This window comes from Cupriavidus ulmosensis (assembly GCF_977008105.1).
On sequence record NZ_CDRMWP010000003.1, the window covers coordinates 1 to 13,874 of the forward strand.

Annotated in this window: 12 protein-coding genes; 1 reads left to right on the plus strand and 11 read right to left on the minus strand. The window is 59.7% G+C overall.

The features are described 5' to 3' along the window. Entirely contained in the window at positions 1 to 1,305 is a 1,305-nt protein-coding gene (locus ACWTPI_RS33950; protein WP_059414606.1) for a replication initiation protein, read from the plus strand. A 546-nt stretch (positions 1,306 to 1,851) separates the two neighbouring features. On the opposite strand, the gene ACWTPI_RS33955 is transcribed toward ACWTPI_RS33950, so the two are convergent. From ACWTPI_RS33955 to ACWTPI_RS34005, 11 genes are all read right to left on the minus strand, one after another. Further along, a complete protein-coding gene (locus tag ACWTPI_RS33955) occupies positions 1,852 to 3,579 on the minus strand; it encodes an ATP-dependent helicase (protein ID WP_059414604.1) in 1,728 nt (575 codons plus the stop codon). 236 nt (positions 3,580 to 3,815) lie between these two features. Then, complete coding sequence (locus ACWTPI_RS33960) at positions 3,816 to 4,667, minus strand: hypothetical protein (protein WP_059414602.1); 852 nt, start codon at positions 4,665 to 4,667, stop codon at positions 3,816 to 3,818. A gap of 61 nt (positions 4,668 to 4,728) precedes the next feature. Beyond that, the gene (locus ACWTPI_RS33965; RefSeq protein ID WP_059414594.1) at positions 4,729 to 5,343 is read right to left on the minus strand and encodes a DUF4400 domain-containing protein; all 615 of its coding nucleotides are present in this window, start codon (positions 5,341 to 5,343) and stop codon (positions 4,729 to 4,731) included. A gap of 1 nt (position 5,344) precedes the next feature. After that, the gene (locus ACWTPI_RS33970) at positions 5,345 to 5,653 is read right to left on the minus strand and encodes a hypothetical protein (protein ID WP_454728043.1); all 309 of its coding nucleotides are present in this window, start codon (positions 5,651 to 5,653) and stop codon (positions 5,345 to 5,347) included. Next, positions 5,628 to 6,134, minus strand: coding sequence for a hypothetical protein (locus ACWTPI_RS33975; protein ID WP_059414658.1), 507 nt, complete (start codon positions 6,132 to 6,134; stop codon positions 5,628 to 5,630). The genes ACWTPI_RS33970 and ACWTPI_RS33975 overlap by 26 nt, the downstream gene beginning before the upstream one ends. Before the next feature lie 6 nt (positions 6,135 to 6,140). Then, positions 6,141 to 7,997 (minus strand): conjugative transfer system coupling protein TraD, encoded by a 1,857-nt coding sequence (traD, locus tag ACWTPI_RS33980; RefSeq protein WP_059414589.1) that lies wholly within the window; start codon positions 7,995 to 7,997, stop codon positions 6,141 to 6,143. Further along, positions 7,997 to 9,244, minus strand: a complete 1,248-nt coding sequence (locus tag ACWTPI_RS33985) for a TraI domain-containing protein (RefSeq protein WP_059414587.1) — start codon at positions 9,242 to 9,244, stop codon at positions 7,997 to 7,999. Before ACWTPI_RS33985 ends, traD begins: the two co-directional genes overlap by 1 nt. Before the next feature lie 2 nt (positions 9,245 to 9,246). After that, positions 9,247 to 10,317, minus strand: a complete 1,071-nt coding sequence (locus tag ACWTPI_RS33990; RefSeq protein WP_063923078.1) for a type IV secretion system protein — start codon at positions 10,315 to 10,317, stop codon at positions 9,247 to 9,249. An 8-nt stretch (positions 10,318 to 10,325) separates the two neighbouring features. Continuing rightward, positions 10,326 to 11,087 carry a hypothetical protein gene (locus ACWTPI_RS33995; RefSeq protein WP_059414585.1) on the minus strand — a complete coding sequence of 254 codons (762 nt, stop codon included), beginning with the start codon at positions 11,085 to 11,087 and terminating at the stop codon, positions 10,326 to 10,328. A 12-nt stretch (positions 11,088 to 11,099) separates the two neighbouring features. Further along, positions 11,100 to 13,550 (minus strand): VirB4 family type IV secretion system protein, encoded by a 2,451-nt coding sequence (locus ACWTPI_RS34000; protein ID WP_059414583.1) that lies wholly within the window; start codon positions 13,548 to 13,550, stop codon positions 11,100 to 11,102. Beyond that, positions 13,544 to 13,873 (minus strand): VirB3 family type IV secretion system protein, encoded by a 330-nt coding sequence (locus ACWTPI_RS34005; protein WP_059414581.1) that lies wholly within the window; start codon positions 13,871 to 13,873, stop codon positions 13,544 to 13,546. The genes ACWTPI_RS34000 and ACWTPI_RS34005 overlap by 7 nt, the downstream gene beginning before the upstream one ends. Between the last annotated feature and the right edge of the window lies 1 nt (position 13,874).

The following is a 13,874-nucleotide window of genomic DNA, read 5'->3' on the forward strand; positions in this document are numbered from 1 at the left end:
ATGTCCAAACCAGCCACGGGTCAGAAAGGCGCGCAAATCGCGTTGTTCCAACAACCCGAAGTGCCAGAACCATTCAAGAAGGCCGTTCAGGCGATTCACTTGTCGCCAGTTGGCGGTGCACTGTCTCTACAGCAACGGCGTCTGTTCAATGCCCTGATTAAGAATGCGATCGAGCATCGGCTTGCCAAGAGCGACGGTGCAACGATCTTCCAGATATCGATTCCGGAGATGATGGCTGGCTTAGGCTTGACCACGAAGGACACAGGCTACATCAAGGAAACGGCAAAATCGCTCATGCGGACCGTGGTGGATTGGGACCAATTGAACAGCGACGGCACCGCCACCTGGACTGGTTCGACGCTTGTCGCCGGCGCGAAAATCACTGGGTCCCAGCTATCCTATTCGTTTGCACCGCAGATTTCCGAGGAACTCCTGAACCCCGAGCGGTTTGCGATGATCGACATGCGCATCGCGAAACTGTTCCGGCGTGCCCATTCCCTCGCTCTTTGGGAGAACACCGTCCGGTATGAACGGATTGGCGTGACTACCCGAATTCCACTGACCATCTTCCGAAATTTGATCCTGGGTCGCGAGGAGAGCGAGACGAAGTACAAAGAGTACAAAATCTTCAAGCGAGCCGTGCTCAACCCGTGCATCGAGGAGATCAATGCCGTTTCCGATCACCTCATCGAACTCGTTGAGCACAAGAATGGACGTTCGGTGATGGAGCTCCAGTTCAAGATCAAGCGAAAGGAGACGCCGCCGGAAGAAGACCAGCAGGATCTCGACTTGATTCAGGCTGTCGTGAAATTCGGCGTACCCCTTACCGAGGCCAAGAAGATGACCCGCACCTATGGTGCGGAACGAGTAAGGCAGGCCGTCGCTTACACCAGGGCACGCATTGGCAAGAAGAACGTCCCGTCGCTGGACAACGTGGCCGCGTATTTCCGGAAAGCGGTTACAGAAGACTGGGCCAAAGCAGCTTCACCAGTTGAAGAGACCCACGTCGACAAGAAGCCACCAAAGGCTGTAGGCGCAAGAACGCCTGCCGAAGCGAAAGATCAATACATCGCCGCACGCCTTCCAGATGCTCAGGCGTACTTTATGGAACTCTCGCCCGATGAGCAGAGCGCTCTCATAGGCCAGTACAACGAACAGTGTGCAGCTGCAGATCTGCGCCTGCCAGCGTCCAAGAAGCCCAGCAAACTTGCACAGTCCAGTTTCTTCCGCTGGCTTGCGGATCAGACGTGGGGCGAGCCCTCAGCGGACGATATCCTCGCATTCATCCTTGGTGGGAACGTCTAGAGTCCGTGAACCGCTACGCTCACTGAGACCTCTGTGCGTGGCGCCGCAGACCCTGGCCAGCCCAGTCCGTGCCCGCGCTGAAGGAGGGGTGGCGTGTTATGGCCGGTCCGTGGCGCAACAGACGAATAAACGCGAGTTCAACCTAGCGCAACTGTGCTGAGGGCGCCAGATCCGACGCGCTCATGCCAGTGCCGACCTTAGGGCAATTGTCCGGCAAGTACCGTTTCCCGCGATCGAAGCGACCCAGGGAGGCTCTGGTGTCTCGATTCCGGCGGACATCTTGAGACGAGGATGTTGGCGCGCAAGCCCCGGCCGGAGATGCCGAGGTCGAAGGAATGGCCAAGTGCGGGAGATTGCACGATGCGATCGCATCCAGTGCAGGCGCGCTTCACGCGACGATGTCTGATGGCACATAGCCGTCCGGCACCATTTCTTGTTGTTCGGAGACGTCTTTGCGCCACCACATGCCACGGCACGTGGCCTCCGCCGGCAGGTGAACGATGGCGCCCGCCGAGCGGTCGATCGGTGGAATATTCCACAGGCTCGCTATACTAGTCCCGCCTCAACTACGAATCGGGAAGTAGGGTTCTTCTTAGCAGTGCTGATCCTCAGCGAGTCCCGCGCGCGTGTCATCCCGACATAGCAAAGGCGACGCTCTTCCGATTCCGTGCTTCCGTCGTCAGGGATCACTGTCTCCTCGACCCGTATCAGCGCCACGTGCGCCCACTCGCGTCCTTTCGAGGCGTGCATTGTCGTGAGGACCAATGCGTCTGGCGCTGGTTCGTTGTTCTTCCGCCGCAGATATTCGAGTCGATCTGAAAACGGGCCATTGAGGTTCGACAGGACGTCATAGGTCGTGTTGATTGCCCGCTTGGCCTGGTCGGAAACGGCCCATTGCAGCATCCACTCTCGCACTCCATCGAGCACGAGAGAGTGGAATTCCCGGTCACAAAGCGATCTCCAGTCTGCCATCCGTTTCACGAAGTCCCGGTACTTCTTCGTCGACTCCTCGGACAGGCCCATGTCCAGAAGGTCCTTCTTCTTCGCAGACGCGCCATTCCAAGCCGATCCCAGCTTCTTGTGCAGCAGCATCAGCTCGTGACTTCCGATCCCGGCGTGGCTCAGTAGTGAATCGACGCCGGAGTCTGACGCCCTTTGGATGAGATTGAGCAGCGTGCCAAACAAGGCTGCCTCTGGCCGATCAAGGATCGACTTTCCCGCCGCCCTGAAATACTTGATGCCATGGGAGCGGCAGACGGCCTCAACCGGATCCAGAATGCGGTTGGTGCGCGCGAGCACGGCGGCGGTTGCGCCGTTTCGGAGCCACGGCGTGAGAGCCTCGACTGCGGCCACTGCCTCGTTGTACTCGTTATCACATCGCTCGAAGTGCACCGTTCCTCCGGGCCCGCGGTCCGCGACCAGGTCTTTCTGGATCCGATCCTTGTTGTTCCGAATGACCAGATCGGCGGCTGCCAGGATTTCCGCGCGAGAGCGGTAGTTCTTGCCCAGCACGACAGTCTTGGCGTCGAACTGATTGATGAACTGCTCCATACCGCGAAAGCCGAGCGCCGACCTGAACCCGTAGATGGATTGGTCGTCGTCGCCGACCACGGTCACGGTCGAGCCGGCATCGGCATGGGCGGCGGTCCATTGCGCCTGGAGGTCATCGCAGTCCTGATACTCATCTACAAGAAGGTGGGTAACAGCGTACGGATTCAGTGCTTTCCGGCGCATGCCGTCGACCGAGAGGCGAAGCATGTCCTGGAAGTCGATCTTTCCATTCCGCTCCAACGCTTCTTGGTAGGCCAAGTACAACTGCGAGTCGACCGTTCCTGGATCGGGGGCAGTGAGCACCGTCTTTAGCCGCTCGATCGCGGCAAGGGCATCCTCCACCTTCCAGCCGATGCCCGTGTCCTGAAGTACCTGGGTCAGGATCGCGAGGCGGTGGCCACTGCTTGCTATCTCAATTCGGCTTGCCGATGCACGATGCAACTGCTTGTAGGCAAGCGAGTGGAAGGTGCCCGCGAGTAGGCGCTTTTTTGCCGAGGGCACGGCAAGGGCCAGGATCCGGTCGCGCAGTTCAATGGCCGCATCCCGACTGAAAGTCACGGCACCCACTGTTACCTCTGGGTCGGCGAGAAGTGTTGCGGCCTTGGCTGCTATGGTCGCTGTCTTCCCAGCCCCAGGCACGGCTACCGCGACGCAGTGCCGACGAAGCTCCACGACTTCGCGCTGGGCGGGATTGAGGCCCGCCAACACATCATCAAGCGCCATGTATAGGGTCTCGTTTGGATTCTTGGGCACGTCCCGGCGTGCCAGTAAGTGCCAGATGCACCGCGCATCGCAGACAAAGGAGCACCATCGCGAACTTGGTGCCAGTAACTGCCACTAAGTGGCAGCGACGAGGACCGGGGAAACGCCGTGCGATGCCACTTGATGCCACATGTTCTCTCCCCGTGGCACATGACCAGTCCACGGCCTCGTCGCTGCCATACTTTCAGCCCGGATCGTCAGGCGCCCCGCACCGTGGTCATCAGCTTGAGGTGCGTGGTGTAGCTGCGCAGGCCGAGCGGCTGGAACTTGCGCAGGAAGCGGGTCACTTCCTCGTTCACATCAGACTGATCGCGAATCCCGTTCCACACCATGAAGTCGAATTGGTCCATCGCCTTGTCGAACTTGGTCAGGATCTGCAGTGTGCGCACTGCGAAGCGCGAGTACGCCTGCACCTCCAGATCGATCGACGGCCGGGTAATCGTCGGTTCGAAGATGATGTCGCTCTTCGCCGCCATCTCCTGCTGGCGCTGAGTCCTGTATCCCGTCGCTACACGAAGCACTTCGTCAACGTATTCTTCCAGCTTGGTCACCTCACGTTCGAGGAACGTCTCGAGCGTCGAGAGTTCCGTGCGAGAAAATGTGCTCTGACCGAAGCGTTGCAGGTTCAGGCTCATCCGGTTCATGTATGGCCACCATTGCTCAAACAACGGGCGCAGGCGCGTGTGGTTCAGCCGGAGGCCGACCACGACAACCGACGCGCCTGCCAGCTCGCGCGTGAGGATCTGCAGGCCAAGCTCACGGCGCCGCCGAACGATTGCCTGACGGTCCTCCGGCGAGAGCTCCCGGAACATCTTGCGGGTGCTCTCGACCGCGGCCATCTTCCGCTCCAGATCGGCCGAGGAGATCAACCCCTCTTTGCGCAGGGCATCCGCCGACTGTTCCATTTCGAGCAGCTCGGCATCGACGTCCAGCGTCTCCGACGCCGGACGCATGTCCGTGGCGCCCGCCAACGCATCGGTGTCGGGGGCGGCGGGGAGCGCAAGCTCTTCACGCTCAACGGTGTTCGCCAATTCGGTTGTTGCAGTCATGGTGTATCTCCCAAAGGTGGCAGGGGGTGCCCGAAAATCAGAAATGGTGTTGGCTGGCGCACTATCGACCGACGTGAAACGAGGAAGCCAGGCGCCAGCAGAGGAAGCCGGCCACGCCGACCGCACCGTTCCACCAGTAGGCGAGCAGCGGCACGGGGACAAACATGGCCGAGGACGTGATGCCGAAGCAAAGCAACAATCCGTGCGCCGCGACGTGGAATGAGACCGGGTTGGCGAAGCCGGCCGAGGCAGCTTTGATTCTTCTGGCCACAGCGCCGTCATTGAGCAGGGCAGCGAGGAAAACCAGCGAACCAAAGAGCCAGTAACCGGCAACTGAAGCCCGATAGACGCCTCGGTACACTGACAGCCATAGATGCCGGACCCACCTGCGCCCGATGTCAGCAGCCCCGCCGTCCGAAAACTGAGTGCGCACGTCGGAGCCGGAGAACGAAAACTTCATCGCTCCCGATTGCACGAACCAACGGTCGAATCGATCGTTGGCTGCCTTAGTCGCCTGGTCTGCGCGATGCTCACCCAACGCTTCTGCGACCGATTCCTGCTCGGTTGCTCCTATTTCGAACACGCTGTCGTCCCGAAGCATCGGCGCGGCTACGCAGAGCACGAGTGGGGTGGCCAGCAACCAGAGGCGGATGTGAGATGCGAATTTGCTCGCCATGTCAGAGCACCCACCGAAGAGCGATCAAGATGGGAAGACAGAAGGTCGCAATAATGGCACCGTAGAACGTTCCGGGGCGGTCGGAGGCGATGCGGAGCAACGCAAAGCAGGGCGCGGCCCCGCCGGCAACGAAGTGGTCCGGCGTGGAACCAAGTGGCTCGCCCTCCTCACGGTGCATCCGAATCCACGTGGCCATCGACGCGGCCAGTGCGCGATCGACGCCGGTGACGCGCGCGGCTATCGCGATGGGCAACCCGTCGACTCGGGCTCGCAGAGCCATCGCCTTAGTGTGCAAAGTCGCGAGCGACATCGTAGGCCTCGAAGTAGCGACAGAAGGAATGCCCGGTCAGGACGCGCGCCGCGAGCTGAAATGCGGCACTACGTTGAGTGACCGTGCCTGGCACGGGTTCATTCACCACCTGGCAGACATAGCCGGGTGCCTGGCGTTGTTCGAAGGCGGGGATCGGTTCGTTGAATGGATACCAGACGGTGTACTTCTCTCCCTTGAACGCCGCGTAGCGCATCGTGTAGAGATCGTGGGAACGGCCAAAAAGCCCCTTCATGAATGCAACATTGGCATCCCCATGCTTCCGCGCGGCCCGCCACGCCGTAATTGCGTCAACGAGCATTTCCTTGACCAGCGGCTCCTCGCGAACACGGAAGTTCACCCCAATGTAATCGACAACCCGCGTGCAAGCGTCGTCCAGATCGGGCGAAAGGTTGAAGACCGGCGACAGCTTTGCCGAGAGCTTGTACTCCCTGGCGATTTGTCGGAAAAGACTGACGGACATTGACAATTAACCTTGGATGATAGGAATGCGACCCTGGTGGACAGAGCCACCGGAGATGCGCAGAAAGTACTGCAGATTCGGCAGCATCGTGATGAGCTCCTTCGGGACCAACTGAACCTTCTCGAGCTGTGAGGACCGCGAAACTGATCCGCTGAACTCACCAACGTGAGCCTCGGTGCCAGTGCTGGTGCTGCTAGAGGTGACCAGGTTGCGGATCGCTGTTTCACCGAACTTGTCGGAGATCCACTCTGCCGTGTCGGTGTCTTCCAAGCGTAAGACGATTTGGTTATTGAGATTCGCTAAAACCTGCATCATTTTGGCCACGTTTCCGAGCTTGGATGTGACATCGGAACGGCTTTGGAAGGCGGCGAACACATTGAAGCCTGCACCGCGGCCCTTGTTCAGGATCTGGATCGTCTGTTCGTTGATAGCCTCGGCAATCTCATCGATCATCAGAACCACCTTGGGCGGCTTCTTGTAGAAGTTGTAGATCGCACCCGCCACGGACGCGACATCGGCGAGAATCATCGACATGATGGCCTGAGCGACCATCGAGTTCGCGAGCGAGTCGGCGCCAACGTAAAGGACCGCCTTTTGCTTGATCACCTTGTCGATATCCCAGATCTCACGGTCATCCTCAAAGTCATCAGCCTTGGGCGCCAGCATCAGGCCGGTTTCACCAGTCGCAAGCATCTGCAGCAAGGGCAGGACGGAGGCAATGATCCGGCCGTAGTGGTCTCGATCATGCTGATAGGTGGACACTAGCCCGTCAATGGACTCGTGACCGCGGCCGGCGTTGGCGAACCGCTCAACATACATTTGCACCATTGCGTCGAGCAGGGTACCGCCGGCTCGCTGCCCCACCTTTTGCATGAAGCCATTGGCCTCGTCCTCCCAATCGGCCATCCCGGCCTCAGGGAAGAATCGGCGCAAGCCTCTATCGAGTAGCGCGTTGACGCCGCCCTGCGCATAGCGAAGAATCGAGCGGAGGTTAGGCTTGTCACCCACGTAAAGCTCGCCCTTCACGCTGCGATCCATGAACAAGAACGCAAATTGCCGGAAAGGGCCTTCTTCCATCAACTGCGCGACGCGGCTCGGGATCTCGGACGGTTGCGACCAGTTTTCAAGCGGATTGAGCCGGATCGACTTGGAGGGCTCGGCCTGTTTCCAATAGAGGAACTTGCGACCGACGCGCTCGCATTCGCGCTTCACCCTAGCAATCCATTCCGCATCCGACTTCGGGTCGATGATCACCAGAACGTCGTCAGGGCTGTGAATCACCTGCGTGGAAATGATCTCGAACGTCCGGGTCTTACCCGCGCCGGTCGTGCCAGCAACCAGCGTATGGCCGGGCATGGCCTTGTAGTGAAACGGGACAATTGCCTTCACCGGTTCCATCCCGTGGATCCAAGATTTGCCCTGTGGCAGACGATCGCGAATTGCGTTTCTGGGGGCGAAGACCTGTTCGACACGTGCAGCCACGGCATGGGGAAGCCACCTGGGCAGGCCGGGAATCTCCGTCGACGGCATCCGGAGAACGTCGTACGCGATCTGGCAATGCTTCTGTGTCCATTCGAAGCCCAAACCAAGGTACATCGAATCGATGTCCTCTTTCATTCGGTTGCTGGTGCCGATCAGCTCGCTAATGTGAATGAGGGACAACCACTTCGTTGAGATGGCCATGCGAAATTTCAGCGCAGCCCATACTTGTGCCGAGCGTGCCGTGAGAACCACCGCGCAGAACAGCGCGAAGTACGCGGCGTGCGGCATTCCCGAGAACGGCAGCAGGACCAGGGCCAGCGCCCAGCCGACCGCAGCGCGGAACTCGAAGATCGGGCGGAAGTGACTTACGTAGTGGTCCATCACTGCAGCTCATTAGACGAGGCCGGGCGGGGGGCGATGAGGCTGCCGACCTTGTCGACCAGAAGAATGTCTTGACCGACCTGTTTGAAGAGAAGCTGCTGCTTGCGTAGGTTGTCCAGGAGAGTCTCGGAGGCGATGCCATAGTTGCTGAGCACGCGCTTCGGAATGGCCAGGCGATTGTCCACCCAGGCGACCTTCACTTTGCCGGCGGTGACGTCCTGTGAGAGCGCCCGGAAGAAGTCGCGCATCAGGTTCGACGGTGTCGTGAGTACCGCGGAGAACGGATCGCCGGCGACCTCCTTACGCACGGTGCGCTCACCATCGAGACGCAGCACGCTTGGGCGCTCCGTCTCCGGCAACGTGCTTGTTGCGCCGTTCTCTTGAGGCCGGCCTTGGCCGCCGGCGGGGGCATCGGTCTGGCCAGGCGGATCGCTGGCGGGCGGGGCGACCTCCTTGGTCGCCGGGGCGACTGGTAGAGAAGGCGCAACAGGCGCCACCCCGGTCGACACGATGCCGCTCGCAGAGAGCAAGGCGGCACTCGGCGCCGCCGTCGTATCAGGAGAAAAGGCCGCACGACGCGCCTTGATTTCGAACTGCGTCACTGCGTCGATCGCTTGGCGAGCGACCTTGTGCAGAAGCGTCTCGAGTCCGGTCGGGCGGGGATCTGGGTTAATCGAACCCAGCAGATCCGACATCACAACGCTGTCAAACTGCTCGAGCCGCTCTGCGCCAAGAATATCGCGAGCGAGTAGGGCGGTACGCATGCGCTGAACCGGCTCCGCCGATTCGCGCCGCACCACACGATAGGTGTCCTGTCCGAGCCACGGCCCGAACGCGCCGTGAAACACCGGCACCCATTCCGCGTTGTCCCGATTACGGAAGAACTGGAAGTTGCGGTACGGCTCGTCCAAGCGGGAGCAACATGCTGCGAGGAACAGTGCGTGGAGGTACTGCGGTTCAAGTGCGCGCCGGCGTTCGGACGGTTGATCGGCCCCAAACTTTTGCCCACCGGAAAGACGCATCGCAAAGTAGGCAGCCTCGACCGACGCGCGAAAGGCGCCGCCCGGCTCGGCGTGCTGATCGGGCCGCAACGGCATGGAGGAGAACCAAGCTGCGCAGCACCTCAGTACGGAGAGCCATCGTCGATCGAAGTCCGCTGGATCGGCTTCGTTCGCATACTGGCATACCAGCGTGATGCGATCACGGTGTTGTTCAAGCATTGATGATGGATCGGCCGCGGTGTGCATGCTTATCCTTTGGCGAGCTTTTTGCCCGCCGCCCAGGCACCTCTGCCCGCTCCGCTCGCCATTTTCATGATTGCCGAGCCGCTAAAGCCGCCACCACCGCCCCAGATGGAGCCGGCGATTTTCGGGATCTCAAAGGAGAGGAACAGCAAGAAGAGCGAGATAATCAATGCGTAGACTGCACCGGCAATCGATTGGTTACCGATGTTGTTGAGGTCGACGATAGAGGCTTCGAACGAGGCGGAAACCAGCCGGGTCATGATGTTGGCGACGACGACATACATCGATCCAGTGATCATGTAGTCCAACCAGGAAGAGAAGAACCGCCGGGTGTAGTCCGAGAATCCAAGCGCAACAGCGATCTGTCCCAGAACAATCCCAATGGCAACTTGAATCTCGCCGAGTGCGGTAAAGAACGTGTAGACCACCGACGTTACCGCGCACACCACGAAGGCGAGCATCATCACGAAGAAGGAAAGCGCGACACCAATTTTCTGGTACCAACTTGCTGCATCCATCGCTTTTTGAAACGCGTCCAGGAAGCCGCCGGCAGCCGAGGCAAGAACGAGTCCGGGGTTGGAGGAATTTGTACCGGCTATCTTGTCCGCAAGGAATTGAAACCAGGAAAGAATCCCGGGTCCAAACTGGTCATAGCCGACGTAGATGGCCGCGAAGATGCCGAGAAGCAGTATCGTCTCCAGAAAGCTTGTCCACGCCGCGACCGGATCACTGGTTGCGGCGAATCGCAATGACGCTAACGTGAGCGTGATGATCCCGAGGCCAAAAGCGAGCTTATCCGCTTCGTCTTTCAGGGAGTGGCTGATGGCGACCGCGGCGGTGATGATGCTTGTCTGGACGGACCGAAATTGGGCGAGTGCCTTCTCGATCGCCTCCCCCACCGCACCTTTGGGGCCGCCCAATGCAATACCACCGCTTTCGTTGGAGGGCGGCGCTGGCGAGCTCACGCCCGTCGTCGGAGAGTCGCCCGACGCCTGAGCTAGCGCGGGCCGTACGATCACGAGAGACACAAGGAGCGCCGAGAAGATGCCGGCCAGCAGGTATCGAAAGACTCTCACCGGGATCCTTATTGGTTTCGATAATCGCGGGTGTAGACCGTGCTGCGGATCTGCTGCAATTGCCTGTCCTGTTCCGCGACGATCCCCTTCATTGCCTCTGTCTTTTCGGTTGCCTCCGCATTGGCCTGTTGTTCCTTTGCAGCGTCCGCCTGCGCTCTCGTACTCATGAGCCGCAGGACATCTGAGTTTTGACTCGCCAGGACGTCGAGCATCTGGTTGGTGGTCTGCGCCGTAGCTTGGGCCGTAGGGGTCAGATTGGTCTTCTCCTGAATCTGCTTCCGGCGCTTTGCGAGGGCTTCAGTATTAGAAAAAACCTTGGAGCCCAGATTGAAGAGGTTCTTCGCCGTCTTGTCGCCACTCGCCAGAAGCGACGCTTGATCCTGAAACCACTGAGAAGATGTCTTGCCTGAGGAACTGACCATGCTTTGGACACGGTGCAGATAATCGGCGCTGTCAGACACGCCGCCGTACAGGTCCTTCAGGGCAGCGCCATAGGTCTGCAGGTCGTTGATGTTGTCGGAGATCGACGACGTTTGCTCCGTGAGCGCGTCCGCGTCCAGGCCTGTGGCCTGAAGCAGCTGGTTGGCCATCATCTTGTACTGGTAGATGATGTTCGTGTTCTCGTAGACTTCAGTCTTCACCGACTGAAGGGCGGAGACCGTCGTCTGGGCCAGGTTGGCCACGTCGATCACCGGGAGGCCGGTGGCATTCGCACCGGTTGACGCGGCAATGCTTGCCGCAAGAGTGGCCTTGGCAATCAATTTCTGCATGTTCAGTTCTCCTCAGGCGGAACGCGCGAGCATCTCGCGCACATAGCGGTCTTGCCAATCGGGGGCACCCGTGGCGATGTGTTGGTCGAGAATGTGCTGTGCAACGCCGTCCGAGCGAAGCATCGCTACCATTTCGTCGGAGAACGTGCTCTGCAACATGCGGGTCTGAGAGCGCGTGATCCAAAGGTAGTCCCGATTGGGGACCGCGTCGTTGATCAGCTGGATCTGGTCATCGGTCAGGCCAAACTTGTCCTTGTAGAGACCTTTGCTGGTGTTGGCCTGGTTGTTGGGCAGATAGACCAGATTGCCGATGTTGTCCTTCAGAATTTCAAAGTCTGGAACACGCTCGAGCTGGCGCAGAGACTGCGTTGCCATCCAGATCGCGCCGTTAAGTTTCCGGATCGTGGTGATCCAGATATCGAGACGGCGGTAGAAGCGCGCGTACTGGAAGAAGAACCCAGCCTCTTCCAGCTCGATAATCGTGTACCGGCGCCCATCCATGGACTGGCTGATCCGGTGGAAGGCGTAGTCGACGAAGAGCGCCGCCGCGCGGGGGTACTTCTCGAACAGGTCCCCCATCTCGATCGACAGGTTGTCGCTGACCTCGAACGCGTCATCAGCATGGTCGAAGAAGTTGCCGTACTGACCGCCCTTCAGCCACACCTGCAGGCGCTCACGCAACGTGTCGTGAAGCAACGTCGCAAGAAAGCTGAGCATCCAGCGTTCCCGCGGATAGGTTGCCAGGATCTTCACCGCCTCAAATACATCGGAGGACTGCTGTGGCGTGAGGGAAAAATCATCGTCTTCGAGCGCGAGCGTTACCCATTCGCTGACGTAGGTGAAATTCTTTGGGTCACCCAGGAGAGACAGCGGGTTGATCGGTGTTGAGCTCTGAAACTTGCCCGTCACATCGATGAATTTGCCGCCACTCAGCAACGTCGGAATGCGGGTGGAGCGATCTTTGTCGAAGCGAATGCGGCGCGCGTCATGACGCCCGGCTTGGGACACAAGGAAGTTGAGGAATACGGACTTGCCCGCACCGATTGGCCCGATCACGAAGAGGTGCCCGTTGCCGCCTGGCTGGTGCAAGTCGACGCGCTGCGCCGTGCGATGTCGGGTAGGCAGGCAGGTCAGCGGAGGTACTTCCTTGCCGGCCAATCCCGACAGCCAATGATTCTGCAGTGGCCCGGGCTGGATGGAGCGAACCGGCGCGATATCGGAGATGGCTGGAGTTTCGACAAACTGCAGCCGACGTTGTTTGTCCCAGCGACCCGGCAAGGTGCTGTTCCACGCTGGCATCAAGTTCGTCTTTTCCCGGATCGATCCGAAGCCCGCGTTGGTCAGCGCACCGACCACCTCGCTCGCAGCATCTTCGCACTCGGACTCGCTATGGCCATAGACGATGATCGAGATATTGGCGAAGCCGTGTTGAACATTCGCGGCTGCTAGGCGCTTAAGCGCGACGCCAGCCTCCTTGGCAAGCTCGATCCGACCTTCATCGTTCTCCGGCTCCTCCTTGGCAAAATATTGCTTGAGAATGCCTCGGACGTTGAAGGACGCCATCTTGTAGAATCGACGGACCTTCTCGATGTACGCGGTTGCACGAGCTGTGTCCAGAAACCGAAACATAATGCAGATATCGAGCTCAGCATCGATCTGCATGAGACTGTCTAGAGCGGCCTCCTGGAAGCTCATCCATTCCTTGACGGAGATGATCGCTCCGTAGCGCTTCCCGTGAGCGGATTCGAACAGCAGTCGCTCGGATCCTGATGCCACCTCGGATTCGGTCAGGTGCGTGTCGAGTAGCGTTACCGGATATCGGATCCGGCGGGGCGGCACGCTCGGATTGGCAGTCTGATGCAACGACGCATAACTGTCCTGCATGACCGTCCGCTTCATTCGTAGCCGAGGTACGCCACCGACAAAAGCGTCGAGGATCGACTCGAATCGCTTCACTTCAGTTGCAGCACGTTCGAGATCGAATGCGAACGCGCTGCGAGCGAACAGGGTATCCTTCGTGGCCTCGAAAATTGCGGCATAGATGCTCTTGCCGCCGGTGGTCATGTGGAAGCCGACCTTGTCGAAGAACTTGGCGATGCCGGTTTCCGGCGTATAGGCCAGCGCCAGGGAATGGGTATTCCGGAAGTATTTGCCGGTGGTCATGTGCGCGCGGTTCAGTGCGTCGAGGCGCGCATCGGCGCCTTCGGAGAACTCGCCGCCCACGTAGTCTTTGGCACGCCGGTGTCGAAGCCGCCACCATGCAGTGATCCGATGGTCGAAGCTCTTACACGCCTGGTCGAGTTGATCGCGTGCGGAACTGATATCGCCTGCGTTCGGCGAGTCAGCATCGACCCCCTCAAAATCGTAGGTAGCGAGCAGCGAGCCGTCCTTGTTCAGGATCAGCTCAGGCGTGATCGAGGTCAGCCACGGCACGATCTCATACAGCGGGCGTCGCTTCAGCATGGCAGGTCGCTGTCAAAGCCGTAGGGCCGGCGGAACAGGGAGTGCAACTTGCCATGCCACGGCGTCGATTCATACAGATCGCCATACTGGTTGTAGACGTTGAGCACCTGATTCCACCAAGGGTCGCGTGATGTGAGCCAGGCGAGCAGCCAGTGGGAGAACATGCCGAGCACAACGAAGGCCGTCGGAATCTTCCAGCCGCTTCGGAAGGTGATGTACACCAGCAGCGCAACGATCAGCCAATTCGCGAGGGCCAGGCTCCGAACTGCTCCCCCAATCTGCCGTGGGCGGGAGAGCCCAATGCTGACATGGTGCTCGCGCATG

Excerpts from the sequence above, each read along its gene's own strand:
- ACWTPI_RS33950 (WP_059414606.1), top strand. The coding sequence starts at position 1 with ATGTCCAAACCAGCCACGGGTCAGAAAGGCGCGCAAATCGCGTTGTTC.
- ACWTPI_RS33955 (WP_059414604.1), bottom strand. The coding sequence starts at position 3,579 with ATGGCGCTTGATGATGTGTTGGCGGGCCTCAATCCCGCCCAGCGCGAA.
- ACWTPI_RS33960 (WP_059414602.1), bottom strand. The coding sequence starts at position 4,667 with ATGACTGCAACAACCGAATTGGCGAACACCGTTGAGCGTGAAGAGCTT.
- ACWTPI_RS33965 (WP_059414594.1), bottom strand. The coding sequence starts at position 5,343 with ATGGCGAGCAAATTCGCATCTCACATCCGCCTCTGGTTGCTGGCCACC.
- ACWTPI_RS33970 (WP_454728043.1), bottom strand. The coding sequence starts at position 5,653 with ATGTCGCTCGCGACTTTGCACACTAAGGCGATGGCTCTGCGAGCCCGA.
- ACWTPI_RS33975 (WP_059414658.1), bottom strand. The coding sequence starts at position 6,134 with ATGTCCGTCAGTCTTTTCCGACAAATCGCCAGGGAGTACAAGCTCTCG.
- traD (WP_059414589.1), bottom strand. The coding sequence starts at position 7,997 with ATGGACCACTACGTAAGTCACTTCCGCCCGATCTTCGAGTTCCGCGCT.
- ACWTPI_RS33985 (WP_059414587.1), bottom strand. The coding sequence starts at position 9,244 with ATGCACACCGCGGCCGATCCATCATCAATGCTTGAACAACACCGTGAT.
- ACWTPI_RS33995 (WP_059414585.1), bottom strand. The coding sequence starts at position 11,087 with ATGCAGAAATTGATTGCCAAGGCCACTCTTGCGGCAAGCATTGCCGCG.
- ACWTPI_RS34000 (WP_059414583.1), bottom strand. The coding sequence starts at position 13,550 with ATGCTGAAGCGACGCCCGCTGTATGAGATCGTGCCGTGGCTGACCTCG.
- ACWTPI_RS34005 (WP_059414581.1), bottom strand. The coding sequence starts at position 13,873 with ATGCGCGAGCACCATGTCAGCATTGGGCTCTCCCGCCCACGGCAGATT.